Source organism: Pantoea sp. GL120224-02, assembly GCF_900215395.1.
Lineage (GTDB): Bacteria > Pseudomonadota > Gammaproteobacteria > Enterobacterales > Enterobacteriaceae > Pantoea > Pantoea communis.
This window is the reverse complement of sequence record NZ_OBEC01000003.1, coordinates 377,607-397,585: the sequence shown is the minus strand read 5'-3', so window position 1 is coordinate 397,585 and position 19,979 is coordinate 377,607. Positions and strand designations below refer to the sequence as shown.

Sequence of the window (19,979 nt, the reverse complement as noted above, 5' to 3'; positions counted from 1 at the left end):
CGCAGCGGTAAGGGCGGGGTTTTACAGAATAATCGCAGGCACATTATTGCTTATCACGGCCCCAAAAATTGAGCAATCTACGCAAGATTCCGATCGAATACCTTAAGCCGGTAACTGATTCATTCACTTATTTATTAAGGTTAAGTGAAGCTAAAACGGTGCCAGCAAGCCACGACTTGCTGGCACATCATCCTAGAATGTGGCATTCACCCCGACGTTCCAGGTCACCTGATGGTAATCGCTGTTACTGGCGACGGTAGACACGCCAGCAAAGGCATTGACCTTATCGCCCAACGGCACATTGGCACCGACCGCCACATCCAGCCAGTTTTTATCCCCAGCCGCCACCGTCCGCTCAAAAGAGGTCTGGGTGGATTTTAAACCCGCGCGTACGGTGGCATCCGTGTCACCAAACTGATGGTTATAACTGACCTGAGCCCACGGATTGACCACCCACTGCCGGCTATCGACGCGCCAGCCAATTGAACCGATCTGTGAGTGAAGCGTTTGATCAGAGAAGCGCATCGAGGTGCTGGTGTTGCCATTTTCCTGATAGCCACCCACGCGACCATAATCCAACGCATAGCTGACTACCGGGCCGGTCGTGATATGGTTCCCCAAGGGTAAATCCCAGCCGCTTTGTATCCGCATGCCCAGTAATTTACCGCTGCTGTTGCCTTGTTCAGTCCGGGTGGCAGGGCCGATGTTGATGTTACGCTCGATACTGTCGAAATCGAGATCGGCATAATGGAGATCGGCGTTGATCCAGCCTTGATCGAACAAGGTGAGCTGACTGTAGAGCGCCACCAGATTTCCGCGCAGCTTGTAGTCATAGTTTGATGAAGGATCCATGCGCTGATTGCTGTTTGAGAACAACAAACCCGTTTGCCAGTTATCGGTCAATTGATAGCCGATCCCCAACGTCAGATTAGTGGTGTTTGCATCACCGTCGCTCCAGTCATCACCTTGATAATCGACGTGCTGCCCGGCATAGCCACCAAACACCGTGAACTGTCCCGCGCTGGCCGGTTGCTGGCGCTGCTGTTGCAAATGCCCATCCAGTGTATTATGCATGTCGCGCGCCATCAGCAGTGTGGATTGCGACAGTGCCGCGACCTGTGCAGGAGCATCGAGAATCGATTGAATATAATCTGCCAGCATAGCGTGCACTGCCGGGCTGGGATGCAGGCGATCGGCAAACAGATACGCTTGTGCGCTACTAAAACCGGCATCAGAGGAGTGGCATTCATCTGCAGAGGTGCCCACCGGACAGGCAATGCCGATGGTGTTGGTCAAACCATAACGTCCCGGGTTTGCGACCACCTCACTAAACAGTCCAGCGATATCCACCCGAACGATATTGCCCTTCAACGCGGCCAACTGGGCCTCTTCCTGCTGGTTGTAGCCATCGGACAAGGCTGTCACCTGAGTACTGAGTGCTTGCCAGGCGTCGTAAAGCTGTTGAGCCAATACGTCACGCGCCGTGGGGTCGCCCAAAATTTGTCCGGCGGCGGCTGTAAAGGCCTCTTTCACCGCCTGTTGACGGGCGGCAGCATCCGGTGTGGCAGCGTTATTGAGCGACTGAAAAGCCGCGACCATGGCTGATGTTCCAAACGTACTCAAGACGATCTGCACCATGTAGGGCGTCAGCCCCAATTGCGGAACATTGGGCACGATGACCGCTCCCGCGCCCGCATCCAGTAGCGTTTTGACCTGGGAAGCCGCAGAAACTGCGCTGTTGCTAATGGTTTCACGTGCGGTGAGCGGATTGGTGACGGCGGCGGCAATATCATTTGCACCGACCCAATGAATGTACAAGCCGTTGCTGTCAGCGCGCCCACCGGTGGATTGCAGATAGGTCGCCAGCTGGTCCTGGGTGTTCAAATCAGGATCCAAAGCAGGTACCGCAACAGCACCACCTTGAGCATAGTTACTGCCCCCTAAATCGGAAGGCAGTAGATTTTCACCCAGATGCGTTGCCAAAATTTCATCGTACAGCGGATGCTGCGCGCCGTCGGCGGTAAAACGCCCAACATTGCCACCGTCGCTCAGGCTATCACCAAAAACCGTTAAGCTGTCCCACGCCTCAGCGTCAGGTGTTGCCAGCAGGGTACTTATGGTCGCTATCGCGACAAGGGAAAGTGCGGATTTGCGTTTTTTCATCATCCACTCCGTGATGAGTCAGACGGTTTGTGCCTGACGCGTAAAAGATGTGACTTGCGCATGACACCGCAGCAACACAAGTCAATAAGGTCGCATCAAGGATGCGAAAAGGACGTTAAGGGGATAACAAGGACGTTTAAGGTGTAGTCAGTCAGGGAAGGTAATACCAGTTTGCATACATAAGATTACTGCGAGTATTTTTAGGAATTTAACCTCGCTCACACTACCGCACGTCTCTCATGAAGGAAGGACTGATCTATAGTTATGGGTTGCCGGGCAAGGATCCGGCAACCGCAATTTGCGCCACATCTCTGGATATGGAGTCAGTAAATGAGTGATTGTAAAGAGCAGCATCACCAACATCATGACCATCAACATGGTGCGCACTGTGGTCATACCGCGATTCGCCATGAAGGACATATCGATTACTTGCACGACGGCCATCTTCATCATCCACACGGAGATCATTGCGATAACCATGGGCCGGTTGAAATTATAGAATCCGCTAAGTCGCTGCCCTGATGCTATCCTCAGAGCCGTGGAGCGCCACTCACGGCTCTTATCAGGAAGAGAATGCCCCGTACTGCTGCCACAGCCGTTGCAATTTAACCACCACATCATTAACGACCTGGTGCCTTCTCGCTCCCGGCGCCCACAGTGCCACCAGAGTGATATTGAGTCCCTGATGCCCCACCTCAGTTGGCAAAACTTGCACCTGATGCCATTTCTGCGCCTGAAAATGCGTTGGTAGAAATCCCCAACCTTGCCCCTGCTCGATCAGAGACTGCAACATGGTTCGCTCGTTCACAAACAGTGACTGTCCCGAAATTTGCAGACGGTGCGTGATTTGTTCATCAGCATGCGCATGCATTACCAATTGCGGTTCCAGGGCGAGGTTTAGCAACGTCAGAGGTGAATCTTGATGAGCGAACAATGCTGTCGCCGCATAAAAGTTCAGTTCAATGGCACCTAACGCGCTCCACTCCATCTCATTACCTAACGAACGATTCACTGCCTGACAAATTGCCAGGTCGGCCTTGCCCGATTTAAGGGCACTCTCAGCTTCGAAACGCGAAGCACACCAGAGACTTAATTGCACCTGCGCCCTGCTGCACTCACTGATGAATGCCTGCAAAAATAACTGCGGGACAAAAGGGTCATACACCAGCGTGATTTGCTGCGTGCGCGACTCCGGCAAGGTCTGCGCGAAAGCTTCAAATGCATGAGCCTGACGCACCAGCAAATGCGCCTGACGATGTAACTGCTCCCCCCTGGATGTCAGAACCAATTTGCGCCCTTCACGCTCAAACAACGAGTAGCCAAGGGCATCCTCCAGGTAATCGATGAGATCGCGCACGGTGGTGCGATCTTTCCTCAGTTTCTCTGCTGCACGGGAAACCGTGCCGAACTCTGCAATCGCCGCAAAGGCTTCAATTTGTGAAAAGGAATAGCGCAGCGCATTCATCTGAAATCCTATGTCTAACATTTGGGGGGGAATTTCCCCCATGGGGTGATTTTAACCTCGCCCCTTAGATTTCTATACTCGCCGCACTCTTAACTGCACTACAAAGGCACTTTTCATGCAACGTCACACCGTGATTAAACCCCTGCTGTTTTCTCTCTCACTAGCTGTGAGTAGCTATGCAACTGCTGCGACAGAGTGCGATGGCGTGGCGCTCACGCCCTGTCCTGCCCCCTTTGATCATCAGTTACCTGACCCTCACCAGATGCTGAGCTGGAGTCAAAAAGATCGAGTAGTCGGTTTCCGTAATGATTACCGAAATTATGCGGGAGATGTGTTTCATCATGGGCAAGCGAAGCCACTGGCGCGTGCCAATAACCTGTTAGTCGATGCGCAGTATCAGGTTAATGGCCACACCTATCACCTCGCTGATTACTTAAAACGTGAAAATGTCGCGGGCATGCTGGTGCTGAAAAACGGCAAAGTCGCCTACAAATATTTTGCCGAAGGTAATACCGACACCACCCTGTGGACCTCGCGCTCAGTGGGTAAATCGGTGGTGTCTACACTGGTGGGCATCGCTATCAAGCAGGGAAAAATTCATTCACCGGATGACAACATCACTGTATATGAACCCGAACTGAAGGGAACCGCATGGGATGGCGTAACCCTTAAACAGCTTATCCAGCACACTTCCGGCGTGGCATGGAATGAGGATTACACCAATTCGAAATCTGACTTTGCGCAGTTGACCCAGTGCGAAGCGCAAGCTGGCGCCTATGCCTGTGTGCGTAATATCGTCTCTCATCTGAAACGCGCGCATCCTGCGGGTGAACAGTGGTCTTACTCTTCCGGTGGCGCATGGTTGTTGGGGGATGTGCTGGAACGGGCAACAGGCATGTCATTGGCGGCTTACCTGCAGCAAACCGTATGGCAACCCAATGGCATGGCCAGTGATGGCGTCTGGCATGCTTACCAATCAGGAAAGCATGACGTGGGTGCTCATGGTTTCAACGCCACGCTGGAAGATTGGGGTCGCTATGGTGAATTTATCCTCAACGAAGGTCGCCTGCCCGATGGTAAGCAAATCTTGCCTGACAATTGGGTGAATGACGCAGCAACATGGACACAGGCAAAAGACTCTGTCAGTGCGGCCCATCCGGAGGGTATTTACGGTTATCAATGGTGGAATAATGCTATCCCCGCCAATGCACAACATGTCGTGCCCACTGCAGCAGAGGGGCTGAAGCACTCACTCTGGGCTCTGGGCATTTATGGGCAAATCATTATGGTTAACCGTGCAGAAAACCTGGTCATCGTACAATGGTCAACCTGGCCTCAGGCTGAACCCTCCTTCAACGCGCAGCCACTCGAAGCGGTTCTGATGTACAGCGCGATTGCGCAACAGTTGCATTAAACAGCATTTATTCGCGCCATACAGGGGTGTGGCGCGATAAATTGCTTGTGGGTATGAGTTTACTTTTCCTCTCATTTGTCGGTTTGGGATTGCCACCCGTACTGGGAAAACTTAAGAATATGACCCAGAGTTATCATTCAGGTTTACTGGTGGTGGCGGTGGCACTGATCGCGGGTGGCGTGATTGGCATTATCGCCTCGCGACCACCAAATGATCGGTTGAAAACCCTTGCTTATCCGCAGTCTGGCAAGTGAAACGCTTTTTCATGCATTTTAGTTAAATGTTCTGGAAACCGCGCCGATAATTAAGCTACCTTTATCAAAGCGGACCGTAACCGGTCCGTTTACCACAACATCAGGCAAACAAAACTCAATACACCCAGCCTGCGTACGCGCAGAGAAGCACATCGCAAGAAAAGTGTTCAGCTGAGGAAATTCAGCGGAGCGGCAAACGCTGCACGCATTATGTTCAATGACATAATATCGCCTGAGGTCACACATGTTTGGGGTGAAGAAATCCAGCCTTTCTCTGCCATTTTATAAAAGTGGCGATGTACTCAAAGATATCAATGCAATCAAACAACATGTGGCATGGATTGAGTTTTCGCCCAGCGGTGAAATCCTCAGCGCCAATCCGCAATTCCTTGAGGTGACCGGCTACAACCTTCATGAGATTCAGGGACAGCATCATCGCATTTTCTGCAGCCCGGCCTACAGCCAGTCATCGGAGTACTTTGCTTTCTGGCAGACGCTGGCCTCAGGTGAATCCGTCACCGGAATTTTTGAGCGCTTTAATAAACAACGCCAACGTTTCTACCTGAGCGCAACGTACTTCCCGGTGAGCGATGATAAAGGCAAAGTCTATAAGGTGATTAAAGTCGCCAGTGATATCACTGCCCGACATGAAGAACTTGAGCATAAAGAGGCAGTGATCACCGCTCTCGACCGCTCCATGGCCGTCATTGAATTCACGCCCGATGGTCATATACTGACAGCCAACGCGAATTTCCTGACACACATGGGTTACGAGCTTAAAACGATTGTCGGTCAGCATCATCGCTTGTTCTGTTTCGATAACTTTTATCGGGAAAACCCCGAGTTCTGGCGCAAAATCGCGAAGGGACAGCATTACGTCGGTCGTTTTGAGCGTAAGACAGCTGCTGGTGAACGCATCTGGCTAGAGGCGAGCTACAATCCGGTGTTTGATGCCGACGGCAAAGTGTACAAGGTGATCAAAATTGCTTCCGATATCACCACGCGGGTTGAAGCGGCAAAACGGGTCGCTGATATTGCCCTCACCACCTCAGAACAAACTTCGCAAATAACGGATAACGCCAACGAAGTGCTGGATGAAACCATCCGCAACTCCGGTCTGGTGGCAGTACAAGTCAATGCCGCCACCGATATTGGCACCCAGTTAAATGCCTCGGCGAAAAGCATCAACGAAGTGGTAGAAACCATCAATCTGATTGCTTCACAAACCAATATCCTGGCGTTAAATGCCGCGATTGAAGCCGCGCGCGCGGGTGAAGCGGGGCGTGGATTTAGTGTGGTAGCGGATGAAGTGCGGCGTCTGGCGGCTTCCACCTCCAGCGCAACCAAAAAGATCACTCAAGTCGTGGAGCACAACGCCATGCTGATTCATCAGATGGAGCAGCAGTTAGGTGAAGTGAAACAGTTCGTGGTGACCGAGCAGGATAAAATCAGCGTGCTGTCACGCAGCCTGCGAGAAATAAACAGTGGTGTGCATGAGTTTGTGAATGTCATTCATCGACTGGATGTTTAGGTTATCACCCTCCAGCGATGCTCAGGCGGCCTGAAGGCCGCCTTTCACTTTTAACGATGCCACGATCGGTCAGTACCTGGCAGGCTTTTACATCATCTGCGGTTCGCGAATCTCATTACCTTTGGCAAAGCGCGCCAGACTGTAAGGTTCAGCATCCGTAAACAGCGGTTGGTTATTCACCATCTGCGCACACAATAAGCCCGCACCTGGACCGATGCCGAAACCGTGGCCGCTGAAGCCTGAGGCGATAAACAGGCCCGGCACCGTATCCATCTCATCAATCACTGGCACCAGATCAGGCGTGGTGTCGATCCAGCCCCCCCAGGCATGATCCACTTTGATCCCGGCAAGTTCCGGGTAAAACTGAACCAGCAGTTGCATCGCTTCCTGTACAATCGACGGATCGCCGGCGGGATCGAGCACACGGATCTTTTCAAATGGCGATAAGCTCTGATTCGACCAGGAACCCGCGGCTTCCGGACCATTAAAGAAAGAGCCGTTGATGCGCACTTTGAGTTTTTTGGCAATTTTGCTGCGATACATCGGATAAAATTTGGTGGCATAGCGGATATTTTGCGGAGCCAGGTCGATCTGCCCACGACCGGAGAGTGCCACGGTATAACTGCCATCCTGACGACGGCGAATACATAAACCGCCCATACTAATACAGCCTTTGATCACTTCCGGTGCGGCTGTGGTTTTAAACGCCGTACCCAAGATATTGGCGCTCGGCAGTTCAACACCGTACTGTTTGCAGAAGCGGGAACTCCAGGCACCGCCACAGCAGATCACCCGGTTCGCTTTCACTAAGCCACGCTCGGTCCATACGCCGGTGACGCGCCCGCCGCTGATATCCAATCCACGCACCGCGCAGTTTTGATGTACTGAAGCACCCAGATTTTTCGCGCCCGCGGCAATGGCCGGGGCGGCCATGGAGGGTTCAGCACGCGCATCGCTCGGTGACCACACGCCGCCCACCCATTGGGCCTGTTCACCAATGCGCTCGCGCGTCTCTTTGCCCGTCAATAAGTGGCTAACAAAGCCGATTTGTTTCGCCTGCTTGCCCCAGGCTTCCCAGCGCGCCACATCCGCTTCACTCAGCGTGCCGTAGGTGATTCCCTGGCGGCTAAAGCCAAGATCGAGTCCGATTTCGCCGCTCAACGCTTCCCAACGCTGCAAACTGCGTATCGCCATCGGCAGCTCATACAGATCGCGATTCTGCTGGCGAACCCAGCCCCAGTTGCGTCCCGACTGCTCACCGCCAATCACGCCTTTTTCAAACAGCGCCACGGAAACGCCCTGCTTTGCCAGTTCATAACTGACGGAAGTACCAATAATCCCGCCGCCGATGACGATGACATCCACCGCGCTGGGGAAAGTTTCACTGTCTGCTACGGTATTCACGTTGATGCGCATGATGTTCAATCCTGACCTTTATAAATGTTGCTCAGAGGAAATATGCATGATCCACAACACAGTGGCGTCACTGGACGTCGGGTTAAAAATGTTGTGCGGGAGATGGCTCTGAAATTGAAAACTGTCACCGGGTGTCAAAAGCACGGTGTCGCCGTCAATCTCCAGCGTCAGTTCACCCGCCATCACTAAGCCTGCTTTTTCCCCCTTCCCCATTAACATCTCAGCGGACTGCACGCCTGCCGGGATATTGATGAACATGAACTGCAAATCATGGTCGCCCGAGGGAGAAAGCATCTGTTTAGAAATGCCCTGTTTACCCACGTTAAAGTGCGGGCGTTCCGCTGCGCGCCGGACATAATGCTCAGCACCACGAGTGTGAGCTTCGGCCTCTTCCAGAAAGGCCGAAAGGGGGACTTTTAAGACCAGACGCAGTTGTTCCAGCACACGCACTGTCGGATTCGTCAGATTGCGTTCGATCTGACTGATCGCGCCAGCGGAGACATTCGCCAGCAGCGCCAGTTCAGTAATGGTCATATTCCGCGCCTTGCGCACACGTTTTACGCGGGAGCCGATATCCGCTTCCTGCGCGCCTGACTCCCCTTTGATGATCGATTCTTTTTTCATCGGCTGAATTCCATTCGCATCCCTGTCAGCTGTGCTTAAGGGTGTCATCAATCAGGGCATGCCCCATTTGGTTTTAATCGTCTGCAACGTGCCATCCTCTTTCATGCTGGTTAACGCGCTATTGATCTGCGCCATTAACGCATCGTTGCCTTTCTTCACGCCAAACGCCATGGGGGAAACATGCTCCGGTTTATAACCGTCCACTACATGCATGCCTTTTAGTCCACCGGCTTTTTCCTGCGCTTTTAATATCGGATAGTCATTTAATCCGGCCGCCACGCGACCCAGTGACAAATCTCGCGTCATATCCGCAGGGCTGTCGTAGACCTTCACTTCTTTCGCAATACCGCTGGCCATCAGGCTTTGGGTATAATCGGTACCGGCCATGGTGCCTACCACTTCACCCTTAAGATCCTGCCAGGAGTTATACGCTTTTTTATTGTCATCCCGCACGATCAATCCCGCGCCAAAAGCCGTCACCGGTTGAGAGAACGTAATACGTTTCGCGCGCTCTTCAGTCGGTGTCATTCCCGCCACTATCATGTCAATCTTTCCGGCAATAACAGATTGTATCAGCGTGGAAAAAGGGATTGCGCTGTATTGGATGTCCAAATGCTCACGTTTAGCCACTTCTGCGGCCACATCCGGCATAAAACCCTCAATCTTGCCCGTTTGGGTATTGAGAAAGGTAGTGGGTGCACTCGATGGCGGTGAACCCGCGGTTAACACCGCTGCACTGGCATTGAAACTCAACGCAGCCGTGAGGCCGAGGATCATCAACGGGGAACGAATGGCAAACATGGCTCACTCCTGGGTGCAATGAAAGGGATAATGCTTTTTTTCACTATAATGAAAATTGCACACCTGCTGTCAACGATTTATTTAATGAAAATGCGCCAACTCACAAATTAAAAATAAAGCCTTTGATTTCACTAAATATCACACCTATAGCTTGTTCGTATGAGCGTAATAAGTAAATGCTATCTCTGTCATGAGAGTAAAGATTGACAGCGATTTGCTATCAACGATATTCATTATAATGAATTTATCGCCTGATTTTAGGGTGACACTACAAGCCAGGAGAACAAAATGGACTGGAGCAGCATCCACCAGTATCTGCCCTTTTTATTGAAAGGGGCTGAAATGACGATCTATATCACCCTTTTGTCTCTGATAATCAGTACGCCATTAGGGTTGATTTTTGCCGCAGCCAAAATGTGTCCGTGGAAAATTATTTCATGGCCCATCGCCACCATTATTAACATCACACGTGGTCTGCCGATGATTGTGGTGCTGTTTTATATCTACTTTGTCTTCCCGGATATTGGCATCACCCTCACCTCGTTTCAGGCCAGTGTTATTGGGATTGCCTTTTGCTTTTCGACCTATATCGCTGAAATATTTCGTTCCGGCATTGAATCGGTTGATCGCGGGCAGCTTGAAGCCGCGCGATCAATGGGCATGAGTTATGGCAAAGCCATGCGCCGCGTGGTGCTGCCTCAGGCTTTCCATGTTGCCTTACCCCCGTTCAGCAATACGCTCGTGATGATGCTCAAGGACTCTGCGCTTGCCTCGACCATTGCGGTGACGGAAATGACACGTCAGGGCCAGCTGATTGCTGCCTCAACCTTCGATAACACCACGGTGTACACGCTGGTGGCACTGCTGTATCTGGTGCTTTGCCTGCCGCTGCTGGCACTCACCAAGAAGCTGGAAAAACGTCAGATGAAAGGGGCTTAAGATGATTGAAATTCATGAGGTACACAAAAAATTCGGCCCCATTGAGGTGCTGAAAGGCGTGAGTTTCAAGGTCAGCGAAGGTGAAGTGGTTTGCCTGATTGGCCCTTCGGGTTCAGGTAAATCAACCATACTGCGCTGCATCAACGGCCTTGAAACCTATGAAGGCGGCGATATCACCGTACTGGGCCAGCGCGTCAACAACAAGCACAAGAGCATTAACGACCTGCGGCGTCAGATTGGCATGGTGTTTCAGCGTTTCAACCTTTTCCCGCATCGCAGCGTGCTGGAAAACGTGATGGAGGGTCCGATTCACGTCAACGGTGAATCTCGCAACGTGGCGGAAAAGCGCGCCAAAGACTTACTGGCAATGGTAGGTCTGGCTGAGAAAATCAATGCATGGCCAGCCCAGTTATCTGGCGGACAGCAACAGCGCGTGGCGATTGCCCGCACGCTGGCCCTACAGCCCAAAGCGATCTTATTTGATGAGCCCACCTCCGCGCTTGATCCCGAATTAGTGGGTGAAGTGCTGCAGGTCATGCGCAATCTCGCCCGTGAAGGGATGACCATGATCGTGGTCACCCATGAGATGCAGTTCGCGCGTGAAGTGGCCGATCGCGTCTGCTTCCTGCACAGCGGACAGATTGTAGAACAAGGTCCCGCTGACAACCTGTTACTGCGACCACAAGAAGCGCGCACGCAAGATTTCCTGCGCCGTGTTCTGGGTAACACCGTTGCGCAGCCCTGCTCATGCTGCCAAACGCTGAGTTAGGCGGCGCTCTCACCCCCTTTCAAAGTGCAGGCAGGCGTCGCCTGGAACCGACTCAGATGACTGATCGGGGGTGAATGGACGCCGCCCCCCACTTGCAGCGTGAAGCATGGTGAGGAAACAAAAGTTTCTGCCAAAGCCGTGCGAATAATCATTCAAATATGTTATTCGCACGGCAATAAGTCCCCTAAGGTTTTACTGCAATCGCTTAATCTGAATTGAGTTTTTCCCCAATGCACTTTGCCATTGTGGTGAGTGCTATTTGTCACTGCTTACAGGAAAAAGAACTGATGAAGGTGCAAAAAATTGAACAGCCAGCGTTAATTGAAACAATGGAACCCTGGGGCAGCGTGGAAGGCTTACCGGGCAGCGGCACTATTGCCCTTTCCGGTATCCAGAAAGTGATTCCCGGCAAAGAAGATATCGATACGGGCATATTTGAATGCGCAGCAGGTTCCTATCGTCGCTCAGTGAAACAGGCTGAAATTATGCATTTTCTTAACGGCACAGGTTCATTTACTCCTGATGGCGAAGCAACCCTAAATTTTAAACCGGGTGATTCCTTTTTCTTCGAAGCCAATACTGAAGGGACCTGGGTAATTGAAAACACGATGCGTAAACTGTATGTGATTTTTGATGCCAGCTAATTTATTTCCGCATTTATAAATGGCGCGTTAATTCGCGCCTTTTTTATATACTCGCTGTGACATCCCGGTGCATATTTTTTCGCCTTGCACCAGTAAAACTCAGATCTCCTGCTTATTACTGCCCAGAAATGTCAATTAAATCAGGCATAAAAATAATGGCACGCGCCTTGCTATGAAATTGGTAGAGATGTTGGACCAATTAAGGCCGCGCTATGCAATCTCCTTTTGAGCTTCAACCGATAACCACACCGCGCAGTGACACGCTGATTCTTGATGCACTTACGCGTTTTATGGCGCAATCCGGTGCGCAACCGGGGAGTCGCTTACCGCCTGAACGCGAACTGGCGGAGAAACTCGGGGTGAGCCGCAACACCGTGCGTGAGGCGTTAAAACGCTGGGAAGCACTGGGCATCATTCTGCGTAAGAAAGGCAGCGGCACGTTTTTGCAGGCAGATGTCGGCATCAACGACAGCTTCCTCTCGCTGCGATTCAAAAATGACTCCGCCAATATGCTGCACGCGCTGGAGGTCCGTCGCATTATCGAATCAGAATCCTGTGTGCTCGCTGCACAGCGTGCAAGCGCCGAAGACCTGCTGGAAATCGAACAGCGATTGATTGAAATGGAGCGCGTGCATCTGGCGGTCGGCTCAGCCGGTGCCGAAGACTGGGCGTTTCACACCAGCATTTATCGCGCTTCAGGCAACCCCCTTCTGCTGCAAATGCTCAACGGCATCTACGACAGCATGCACGCCTTTTTTGAATCGCCACCGGAGCAGGCACTGTTTGCCGACTCCTTCCCGTTACACCGCGATCTCTTCAATGCCATTTGCCAGCGGGATGGTGAAGCCGCGCGCGCCATTTGCCATCAAATTCTCGATATCACTGAACGCGACATGAAGGATGTCATCAATGCCAAACGATAAACCGGTCTCGCAACAAACACTTTTGTCCCATGATTTACGCCATGAAAAAGGCGCGGTCACCCCGCCGATCTACCAATCGTCACTGTTCACCTTTAGCGATTACGATAGCATGATTGCCCGCTTCCGTGGCGAAAGCGATCAACCGCTCTATTCGCGCGTCGATAATCCCACGGTCCGAGCGCTGCAGGAGAAAGTTGCCGCACTGGAAGGGGGCGAGGCTTGCCTGGCGTTCGGCAGCGGCATGGCCGCCATCAGCAATGCCATTCTCAGCGTGCTGCAACCCGGCGCAAAAGTGGTGTGTGTTAATCACGTCTATCCCGATACGTATCGCTTCCTGCGTGGCTTCTGCCAGCGTTTTGGTATCACCACCGAGTTCGTCGATGGTGATGATGAAGAGGCAATTCGTGCCGCGCTGCCGGGTGCCAGCCTGCTCTACCTGGAAAGTCCGGTGAGTTGGGTGATGAGCGAGTTGGACCTGAATAAACTGGCCACGCTGGCGCGTGATGCTGGTGCGGTCACCATTATCGATAACAGCTGGGCGTCGCCGATTTTCCAGCAGCCGTTACTGTGTGGGATCGACATCGTGGTGCACTCGGCATCGAAATACATCAGCGGGCACAGTGATGTGGTGGCCGGCCTGGTCATTGCCAGTCAACAGCACATCGGCAATATCTCACGCCACATCAGCCCCTTCCTCGGCGGCAAGCTATCGGCGCATGAAGCCTCATTGCTGATCCGTGGTCTGCGCACGCTCCCCCTGCGCATGAAGCAGCATCACCAAAGCGGCATGGAACTGGCACAAAAGCTGAGTGCCCATCCACAGGTTACGGCAGTGTGCCATCCCGGTTTGTCCCCCAAATCCTGGTCATCGCTGCGCGGCTACAGTGGCCTGTTTGCGTTTGAAGTGACCGAACAAATCGATATCCCCGCCTTCTGCAACGCCTTGCACTATTTCCATATGGGGGTGAGTTGGGGTGGATTCGAAAGTCTGGTGATGCCCGCCATCTCAGTCATCAATCAAGCCAGCGAATTTAACTCAGCCGTTGATTTCGGCGTCTCGCCACGTTTGATCCGCATCTCGATTGGTCTGGAAGAGACCGAAGACCTCTGGAACGACCTGCAACAGGCGCTGGCTACCGCAACCCGCGCATAATCACTCACTCCCAGGAGAAGCTGCAATGACGACTCGTTTTGCGATTAACGCACTGGTTTTAGCCATTGGATTGGGTTCAGCACTCAGCAGTATGGCGGCAAAATTAACCGTGGTGGAAGTGATTACCAGCCCGCCCCGCACCGAACTGCTGCAGAAGATGCTGACCGAATACAAAACCCAGCATCCCGGCATGGAAATTGAGCTGATCTCGCTGCCGTGGGGTCAGGCGTTTGAAAAATTAGGCACCATGTTGCAAAGCGGACAAGTGCCCGATGTGGTGGAAATGCCCGATACCTGGCAAGGGCTGTATGCCAGCAACAACATGCTGGAGGATCTGGAACCACGTCTCAAAAGTTGGGATGGCACCGCCCAGTTAACCGATAAAACGCTGGCGATGGCGCGTGCCGCCAATGGCAAAGCCACCATGATCCCTTACGGCTTCTACCTGCGCGCCCTGTTCTGGAATAAGAAACTCTTCCAGCAGGCCGGATTGAGCGAGCCGCCAAAAACCATGGATGAGTTTGCCAGCGATGCTAAACGCATCAGCCAGTTGGGTAACGGCATCAGCGGCTACTGTATGCGCGGCGGCGTCGGCGGCACCAACGCCTGGATGATGTTTATGGCGGCAATGAACGGCTCACCGGATTTCTTCGATAAATCCGGCAACAGTACTCTGACTCAGCCAGGGGCGATCAAAGGGGCGCAGTTGCTGGTCGACATGTACAAACAAGGCGGCGCGCCAAAAGACAGTGTGAACTGGGGCTTTAACGAAATCGTCTCCGGTTTCTATTCCGGCAAGTGCGCCATGCTCGATCAGGACCCCGATGCGCTGATTGCGATTAAAAACAGCATGGCCGCCGATGATTTTGCCGTTGCACCGATGCCTGTCGGACCGTCGGGTAAAGCTTTCCCTACCATTGGTTATACCGGCTGGGCGATGTTTAATCAGGGCAAACAAAAAGATCTCGCCTGGCCACTCATCACCTTCCTGAGTAATAAGACCAACAACCTCGCATGGGCAAAATTTGTTGGCACCCTGCCGATTTATAAAGGTGCAGAGCAGGATCCTTTCTATCAAACACCGCAGTTTGCCGGCTGGTTTAAAGAGTTAAACGATCCTAACTATGTGCCGTTGACCATGCCGACACACCTGAAAGGCTGGGGTTACTTCAACTCGGTGATCGTGAAAGAGAGTAGCCAGGAAACCCTGCTGGGCGAAAACGACACCGAAGACATGGTGAAAGACTGGGCTAAATATCTGACCAAAGAACAGAAAAGCTGGCTCGCCACGCAGTAATCACCGATCGCGCGGAGAACAATGATGATGCTAGAAACTTCACTTGATGCCCGCTCGCCGCGCTCACGCTACTCGCGCTGGCTGCGGCTGGCTGAGCCGTGGTTTTATCTTTCGCCGGGACTGTTGCTGATCGCCTTGTTTATTTTTGTGCCGATGGCGATCGGCATTTCCTACGCGTTTCAGAGCATGAATCTGCTCAATCCGATGGATAGCGGGTGGGTGGGCTGGGATAACTTTGCCGAAATGTTTGACGATCGGCGCTTTTTTAAAGCACTCGGTCACACGCTGAACTGGACGCTCAGCTCACTGCTGTTGCAGTTTATCTTCGGTCTGGCGTTAGCGCTGTTGCTCAACCGCGAATTTCGTTTTCGTCGCTGGGTGCAGGCGCTGGTGTTTCTGCCCTGGGCGGTGCCCGCCTTTCTATCTGGCCTGACCTGGTCCTGGCTGCTTAACCCGGTGGTTGGCCCGTTGCCACAGTGGCTGAGCGATCTCGGATTACTGAGCGAGCCATACAATATCTTGTCCGATCCTCAGTTGGCCATGTGGGGACCGATCATTGCTAACGTCTGGTTTGGTATTCCGTTTTTTGCCATTACCCTGCTGGCCGCTTTGCAATCCATCCCGAAAGATCTGTATGAAGCGGCTTCGATTGACGGTGCCAGCGGCTGGCAACAATTCTGTCGCGTCACGCTGCCCTTCCTGGCACCGATGATCGCCATCACCGTGATGCTACGTACCATCTGGATCGCCAACTTCGCCGATCTGATCGTGGTGATGACCGACGGTGGCCCCGCCGGATCCACCTCGATTCTCTCCAGCTACATCTTCACCACCGCCTATCGCAAACTCGATTTTGGCTATGCCTCGGCAATGGCGGTGTTTCTGTTACTGCTGATGACCTGCTACGCGCTGGTTCTGCTGCGCATTCGTCATCAACAGTTGAAATAAGGAGGCGAAATGAAACTGTTACCGATAATTGGTCACCGCGTGAGTATTGGCCTCTACCTGCTGTTTGCCCTGTTTCCGCTTTACTGGATCATTAAGATTTCAGTCACACCGGATCAGCTGCTGTTCAGCCAGGGCGTGACACTGTTGCCGGGCGGCTTCACTTTAGGCTACTTTCAAAAAGTGCTCACCGACAGTGATTTCCCCACCTTCTTCAGCAATAGTCTGATCGTCTCTTTCAGCACCGCTTTCCTGACCACGCTGATTGCTGCTGGTGCCGGCTATGCATTTTCGCGTTTTCACTTTCGCGGCAAGATGCTGATGGCGGCGCTGCTGTTGTTCACGCAGATGTTCCCCTTGGTGATGATCATCGCCCCGATTTATCGCGTGATGGCCCCGCTCGGCCTGACCAACAGTCTTCTGGGTCTGGTGCTGATTTACACCGCCTTTAACGTTCCGTTTGCCACCTTTTTGATGCAGTCATTCTTTGATGCCATTCCCAAAGATCTGGAAGAGTCTGCGATGCTTGAGGGCTGCACACGTTTTCAGGCGCTGTATCGGGTACTGGTTCCGCTGACGTTACCGGGAATGGCGGCAACGCTCGGCTTCGTGTTTACCGCCGCATGGAGCGAACTGCTGTTCTCGCTGATGCTGATCAACAAAAACGAAGTGATGACCTTCCCGGTGGGTTTACTCAGCTTCGTCTCCAAATTTGCCGTTTCATGGGGTGAAATGATGGCAGCCGCCGTAATGGCGCTGATTCCTGCCTGTCTGTTCTTCGCCTTTATTCAACGATATCTGGTTCAGGGTCTGACCGCTGGCGCGGTTAAGGGGTAAACATGGCAGAAATTACACTGGCGCAGATCGACAAACGCTACGGCAATGTTGAAGTCCTGCGCGATATCAACCTCACGATTAACGATGGTGAGTTCGTGGTGTTGGTCGGGCCGTCCGGCTGTGGCAAATCCACCTTACTGCGCACCATTGCGGGTCTGGAACTGGCGAGTAGCGGCGATCTCCGCATCGGAAAACGACTGATGAATGATGTCGCCCCGAAAGATCGTGATATCTCAATGGTGTTTCAGAGTTATGCGCTCTACCCGCACCTGACGGTGGCACGCAACATGGGCTTTAGCCTCGAAATCCAGAAACGTCCGCGTGCGGAGATTGAGGAGAAAGTGAAGCGAGCGGCGGATATCCTTAATCTTTCACATCTGCTGGATCGTCGTCCCAAAGAACTGTCCGGCGGCCAGCGCCAGCGTGTGGCGATGGGACGCGCGATCGTGCGCCAGCCGCAGGTCTTTCTGTTTGATGAACCGCTCTCCAATTTGGATGCACAACTGCGCGGCAAGATGCGCGTCGAGATTAAACGCCTGCATCAGCAGATGAACAACACTATCGTGTATGTCACGCATGATCAGGTTGAGGCGATGACGCTCGCTGACCGGATTGTGGTGCTGAACCACGGAGTTATCCAACAAGTCGGCACACCACTGGAACTGTATGACACGCCAGCCAACAAGTTTGTCGCCAGCTTTATCGGTTCACCGTCCATGAACTTTATCAATGGCGTCGTCACAACAAACGGCGTGCGCATCGGCGACAGCGCGCTATTGCCCGCTAACCCGGCATGGGCCAATCAGCCTGAAGGTCGTGAAGTCATTTATGGCATCAGACCTGAAAACATCGCACTGGCTTCAGCAGGTTCTCCACACGCGCTGCCACTGGAGGTTTCTCTCGTCGAACCCACCGGTTTATCCGAGCTCATCCACGGCAACTTATTCGGGCATGAGGTGATGCTGTTTACCACCCAACGTTCCGGTGCCGCAGCAGGCGATATGATTGCCGTTGAAGTGGATTATGCGCGTGCGATGCTGTTCGATGCCGCGTCACAAAAGCGTTTGTAACCGCCGCCGTGTTGCTTTAGTGGCAATGCGGCGTTGCCAGGATACCTTTACCCGGCAACGCGCACGGGTGATAGCCTTGAAGCGAGAACATTCGCGAACGAAACAGGGTTAAGGAGCGTTATGAGCATTATCAATCCCGCCGGTTTGAAGGCGCGCAGCTATTACAATCACGTCAAAATTCGTCCCGGAACGCCGGTATTTCCGACCGGGCAAGTCGCGTGGGGTGAAGAAGGAAACGTGGTCGGCATTGGAGATATGCAGCAGCAGGTCGAGCAAGTGTATGCCAATATCGATTGTTTGCTGGAGGGGCTGGGTGCACAGCGTGACTGGATTGTGCGCACCACCACTTATGTCACCGACCTGGCGCTGGTGCCGCATATTCATCCGGTACGCCAGCGCTTCTTTTAAGGACTTGAGTTACCTGCCAGCACGCTGTTTCAGATCTCTGCGCTCGCCGAACCGGAATTGCTGTTGGAAATTGATGTGGTAATTATGTTGCCCTGAACATAACGGGAGGCACTTGCCCTCCCGTTCTTTAAGTTACAGCGCTGAGAGTTGATGGAACCCCCGGTCGTGATACAACAGCGGTTGCCCATCGCTGTTGGGGTGCGCCACGTGGGTCACCGCGCCAAGAAATATCGCGTGCGTATGCCAGTCAACGGTATTAACTAATTTGCAGCTAAAGGCCACCAGCGCATCCGCCGCCACTGGCGAACCTTCAGCGCCGCAGGCGGTGGCGCAACGATATCATTGATTACCTGCTGTCACTGCTGAAGCCAGAGTGGAATCCGCCAGATCCCCTGCTGACCATGGGCGTGAACTTCACGCTGCGCCGCGGGATGCATAATGCGGGGTTAGAGGCGTAATACATCAATTATACAGGCGATCTCTGCGCCGCCTGTTTGAATGAATTAATCCCAGCCGGCACATTGCTATCATTTAAAACGATGATCCTGTCTGCCGTCGCAACGGTGCTTTCTCGGGGCGAAATAATGACGCGAGTGATGGCGTCAAGTATAAAAACTCCACTAACTCTCTGGCTTCGCAGGAATGGCATATAAAACAGACTATCCGGGGCTGCGGGCATTTAGTGATGATGCCTGCCATAAAAGATGGTAGTTCCCTTTCCAAAGTCAGTTTCTGATAATAAATCAGCAAGATGTTTAAAAAGGGGCGAGTTAAAGGTGCAGCGGATTACACCCATGTTGTTAACAGTGGCCTGGTTGATGCCGCTATTAAGGACCTTTCAGCGATAGCAATAATAGATAAATGTGAACTGAATCGATTAATCTAACACATTAAAATCAACTCTCAATTATTTGACGAGCAGAAGCCTCCCCAATGCAAATTCATGATGTTCTTACCCTTACCATCGCCTCGGTCTGCGCACTTTTTATGACCAATGGCATTGCGGCTTTTCGCACCATCCTTAACTCCACTGATGACGAACAACGCGAAAAAATCCAAGTAGGTCAATTTGAGATGACCATGCGCCGCTATATGACAGGTGAAGGTGTGGGATATATTCTCACATCTGCTTTAAGCATCATGGGATGGGTAATGTACATTGCGGGTTAAACAGCGTTTTTAATCAGTACCCTAAAGCAGCTGAGGACTTGAATTTCTAGACCGAACATGCCGGTCATGTCTCATGCCTGTGGAGATACAGGACAGTGGTTCTACCATGAAAGCGGTATCAGCACCCTAAGACGACTTTACTTTAATGCAGCATCG

19 protein-coding genes and 2 pseudogenes are annotated in these 19,979 nt (G+C 52.5%); 15 read left to right on the top strand and 6 right to left on the bottom strand.

Features of this window, described 5'->3' with window-relative positions; all coding sequences use genetic code 11:
- Positions 1–192: 192 nt before the first annotated feature.
- The gene (locus CRO33_RS08950) at positions 193–2,163 is read right to left on the bottom strand and encodes an autotransporter outer membrane beta-barrel domain-containing protein (RefSeq protein ID WP_097117890.1); all 1,971 of its coding nucleotides are present in this window, start codon (positions 2,161–2,163) and stop codon (positions 193–195) included.
- 330 nt (positions 2,164–2,493) lie between these two features.
- Between CRO33_RS08950 and CRO33_RS08945 the strand changes: the two genes are divergently transcribed.
- Positions 2,494–2,685, top strand: a complete 192-nt coding sequence (locus CRO33_RS08945) for a hypothetical protein (RefSeq protein ID WP_097117889.1) — start codon at positions 2,494–2,496, stop codon at positions 2,683–2,685.
- Positions 2,686–2,725: 40 nt separating this feature from the next.
- Here the strand turns inward: CRO33_RS08945 and CRO33_RS08940 are convergent, their stop codons facing one another.
- Positions 2,726–3,628: a LysR family transcriptional regulator gene (locus tag CRO33_RS08940; RefSeq protein WP_097117888.1), complete on the bottom strand. Its 903-nt coding sequence runs from the start codon at positions 3,626–3,628 to the stop codon at positions 2,726–2,728.
- Between the two features lie 115 nt (positions 3,629–3,743).
- Between CRO33_RS08940 and CRO33_RS08935 the strand changes: the two genes are divergently transcribed.
- The 3 genes and pseudogenes from CRO33_RS08935 (at position 3,744) to CRO33_RS24915 (ending at position 6,827) form a co-directional block, all read left to right on the top strand.
- On the top strand, positions 3,744–5,042 hold the full coding sequence (locus CRO33_RS08935; RefSeq protein WP_097117887.1) for a serine hydrolase domain-containing protein: 1,299 nt from the start codon (positions 3,744–3,746) through the stop codon (positions 5,040–5,042).
- 71 nt (positions 5,043–5,113) lie between these two features.
- Positions 5,114–5,296 (top strand): annotated as a pseudogene (locus CRO33_RS08930) (MFS transporter); the annotation flags it as partial.
- A gap of 244 nt (positions 5,297–5,540) precedes the next feature.
- On the top strand, positions 5,541–6,827 hold the full coding sequence (locus CRO33_RS24915; protein ID WP_097117886.1) for a methyl-accepting chemotaxis protein: 1,287 nt from the start codon (positions 5,541–5,543) through the stop codon (positions 6,825–6,827).
- An 87-nt stretch (positions 6,828–6,914) separates the two neighbouring features.
- Here the strand turns inward: CRO33_RS24915 and CRO33_RS08920 are convergent, their stop codons facing one another.
- From CRO33_RS08920 to CRO33_RS08910, 3 genes are read right to left on the bottom strand one after another with little or no spacing between them, the layout of a single operon-like run.
- Entirely contained in the window at positions 6,915–8,243 is a 1,329-nt protein-coding gene (locus CRO33_RS08920) for an NAD(P)/FAD-dependent oxidoreductase (protein WP_097117885.1), read from the bottom strand.
- A gap of 18 nt (positions 8,244–8,261) precedes the next feature.
- On the bottom strand, positions 8,262–8,867 hold the full coding sequence (locus tag CRO33_RS08915) for a cupin domain-containing protein (protein WP_097117884.1): 606 nt from the start codon (positions 8,865–8,867) through the stop codon (positions 8,262–8,264).
- Between the two features lie 51 nt (positions 8,868–8,918).
- Complete coding sequence (locus tag CRO33_RS08910; protein ID WP_097117883.1) at positions 8,919–9,668, bottom strand: ABC transporter substrate-binding protein; 750 nt, start codon at positions 9,666–9,668, stop codon at positions 8,919–8,921.
- Between the two features lie 288 nt (positions 9,669–9,956).
- Here CRO33_RS08910 and CRO33_RS08905 point away from each other — a divergent pair, with 288 nt between their 5' ends.
- The 10 genes from CRO33_RS08905 (at position 9,957) to CRO33_RS08860 (ending at position 18,653) form a co-directional block, all read left to right on the top strand.
- Positions 9,957–10,607, top strand: a complete 651-nt coding sequence (locus CRO33_RS08905) for an amino acid ABC transporter permease (protein WP_058961056.1) — start codon at positions 9,957–9,959, stop codon at positions 10,605–10,607.
- A gap of 1 nt (position 10,608) precedes the next feature.
- Positions 10,609–11,376, top strand: coding sequence for an amino acid ABC transporter ATP-binding protein (locus CRO33_RS08900; RefSeq protein ID WP_034829813.1), 768 nt, complete (start codon positions 10,609–10,611; stop codon positions 11,374–11,376).
- A gap of 287 nt (positions 11,377–11,663) precedes the next feature.
- Positions 11,664–12,020 (top strand): cupin domain-containing protein, encoded by a 357-nt coding sequence (locus CRO33_RS08895; protein WP_045815471.1) that lies wholly within the window; start codon positions 11,664–11,666, stop codon positions 12,018–12,020.
- Positions 12,021–12,232: 212 nt separating this feature from the next.
- A complete protein-coding gene (locus CRO33_RS08890) occupies positions 12,233–12,943 on the top strand; it encodes a FadR/GntR family transcriptional regulator (RefSeq protein ID WP_058961058.1) in 711 nt (236 codons plus the stop codon).
- On the top strand, positions 12,930–14,096 hold the full coding sequence (locus tag CRO33_RS08885) for a PLP-dependent transferase (RefSeq protein WP_097117882.1): 1,167 nt from the start codon (positions 12,930–12,932) through the stop codon (positions 14,094–14,096). The genes CRO33_RS08890 and CRO33_RS08885 overlap by 14 nt, the downstream gene beginning before the upstream one ends.
- Before the next feature lie 25 nt (positions 14,097–14,121).
- Complete coding sequence (locus CRO33_RS08880; RefSeq protein WP_097117881.1) at positions 14,122–15,393, top strand: ABC transporter substrate-binding protein; 1,272 nt, start codon at positions 14,122–14,124, stop codon at positions 15,391–15,393.
- Positions 15,394–15,414: 21 nt separating this feature from the next.
- Positions 15,415–16,341, top strand: coding sequence for a carbohydrate ABC transporter permease (locus tag CRO33_RS08875; protein ID WP_255253260.1), 927 nt, complete (start codon positions 15,415–15,417; stop codon positions 16,339–16,341).
- Between the two features lie 9 nt (positions 16,342–16,350).
- Positions 16,351–17,175, top strand: a complete 825-nt coding sequence (locus CRO33_RS08870) for a carbohydrate ABC transporter permease (protein ID WP_097117880.1) — start codon at positions 16,351–16,353, stop codon at positions 17,173–17,175.
- A 2-nt stretch (positions 17,176–17,177) separates the two neighbouring features.
- Positions 17,178–18,245, top strand: coding sequence for an ABC transporter ATP-binding protein (locus tag CRO33_RS08865; RefSeq protein ID WP_097117879.1), 1,068 nt, complete (start codon positions 17,178–17,180; stop codon positions 18,243–18,245).
- 120 nt (positions 18,246–18,365) lie between these two features.
- Complete coding sequence (locus CRO33_RS08860) at positions 18,366–18,653, top strand: RidA family protein (protein WP_255253259.1); 288 nt, start codon at positions 18,366–18,368, stop codon at positions 18,651–18,653.
- A 132-nt stretch (positions 18,654–18,785) separates the two neighbouring features.
- Here the strand turns inward: CRO33_RS08860 and CRO33_RS08855 are convergent.
- Positions 18,786–18,956: pseudogene (locus CRO33_RS08855) on the bottom strand (flavin reductase); the annotation flags it as partial.
- Between the two features lie 630 nt (positions 18,957–19,586).
- Between CRO33_RS08855 and CRO33_RS08845 the strand changes: the two are divergent.
- Positions 19,587–19,823, top strand: coding sequence for a hypothetical protein (locus CRO33_RS08845; protein ID WP_097117877.1), 237 nt, complete (start codon positions 19,587–19,589; stop codon positions 19,821–19,823).
- Positions 19,824–19,979 lie beyond the last annotated feature (156 nt).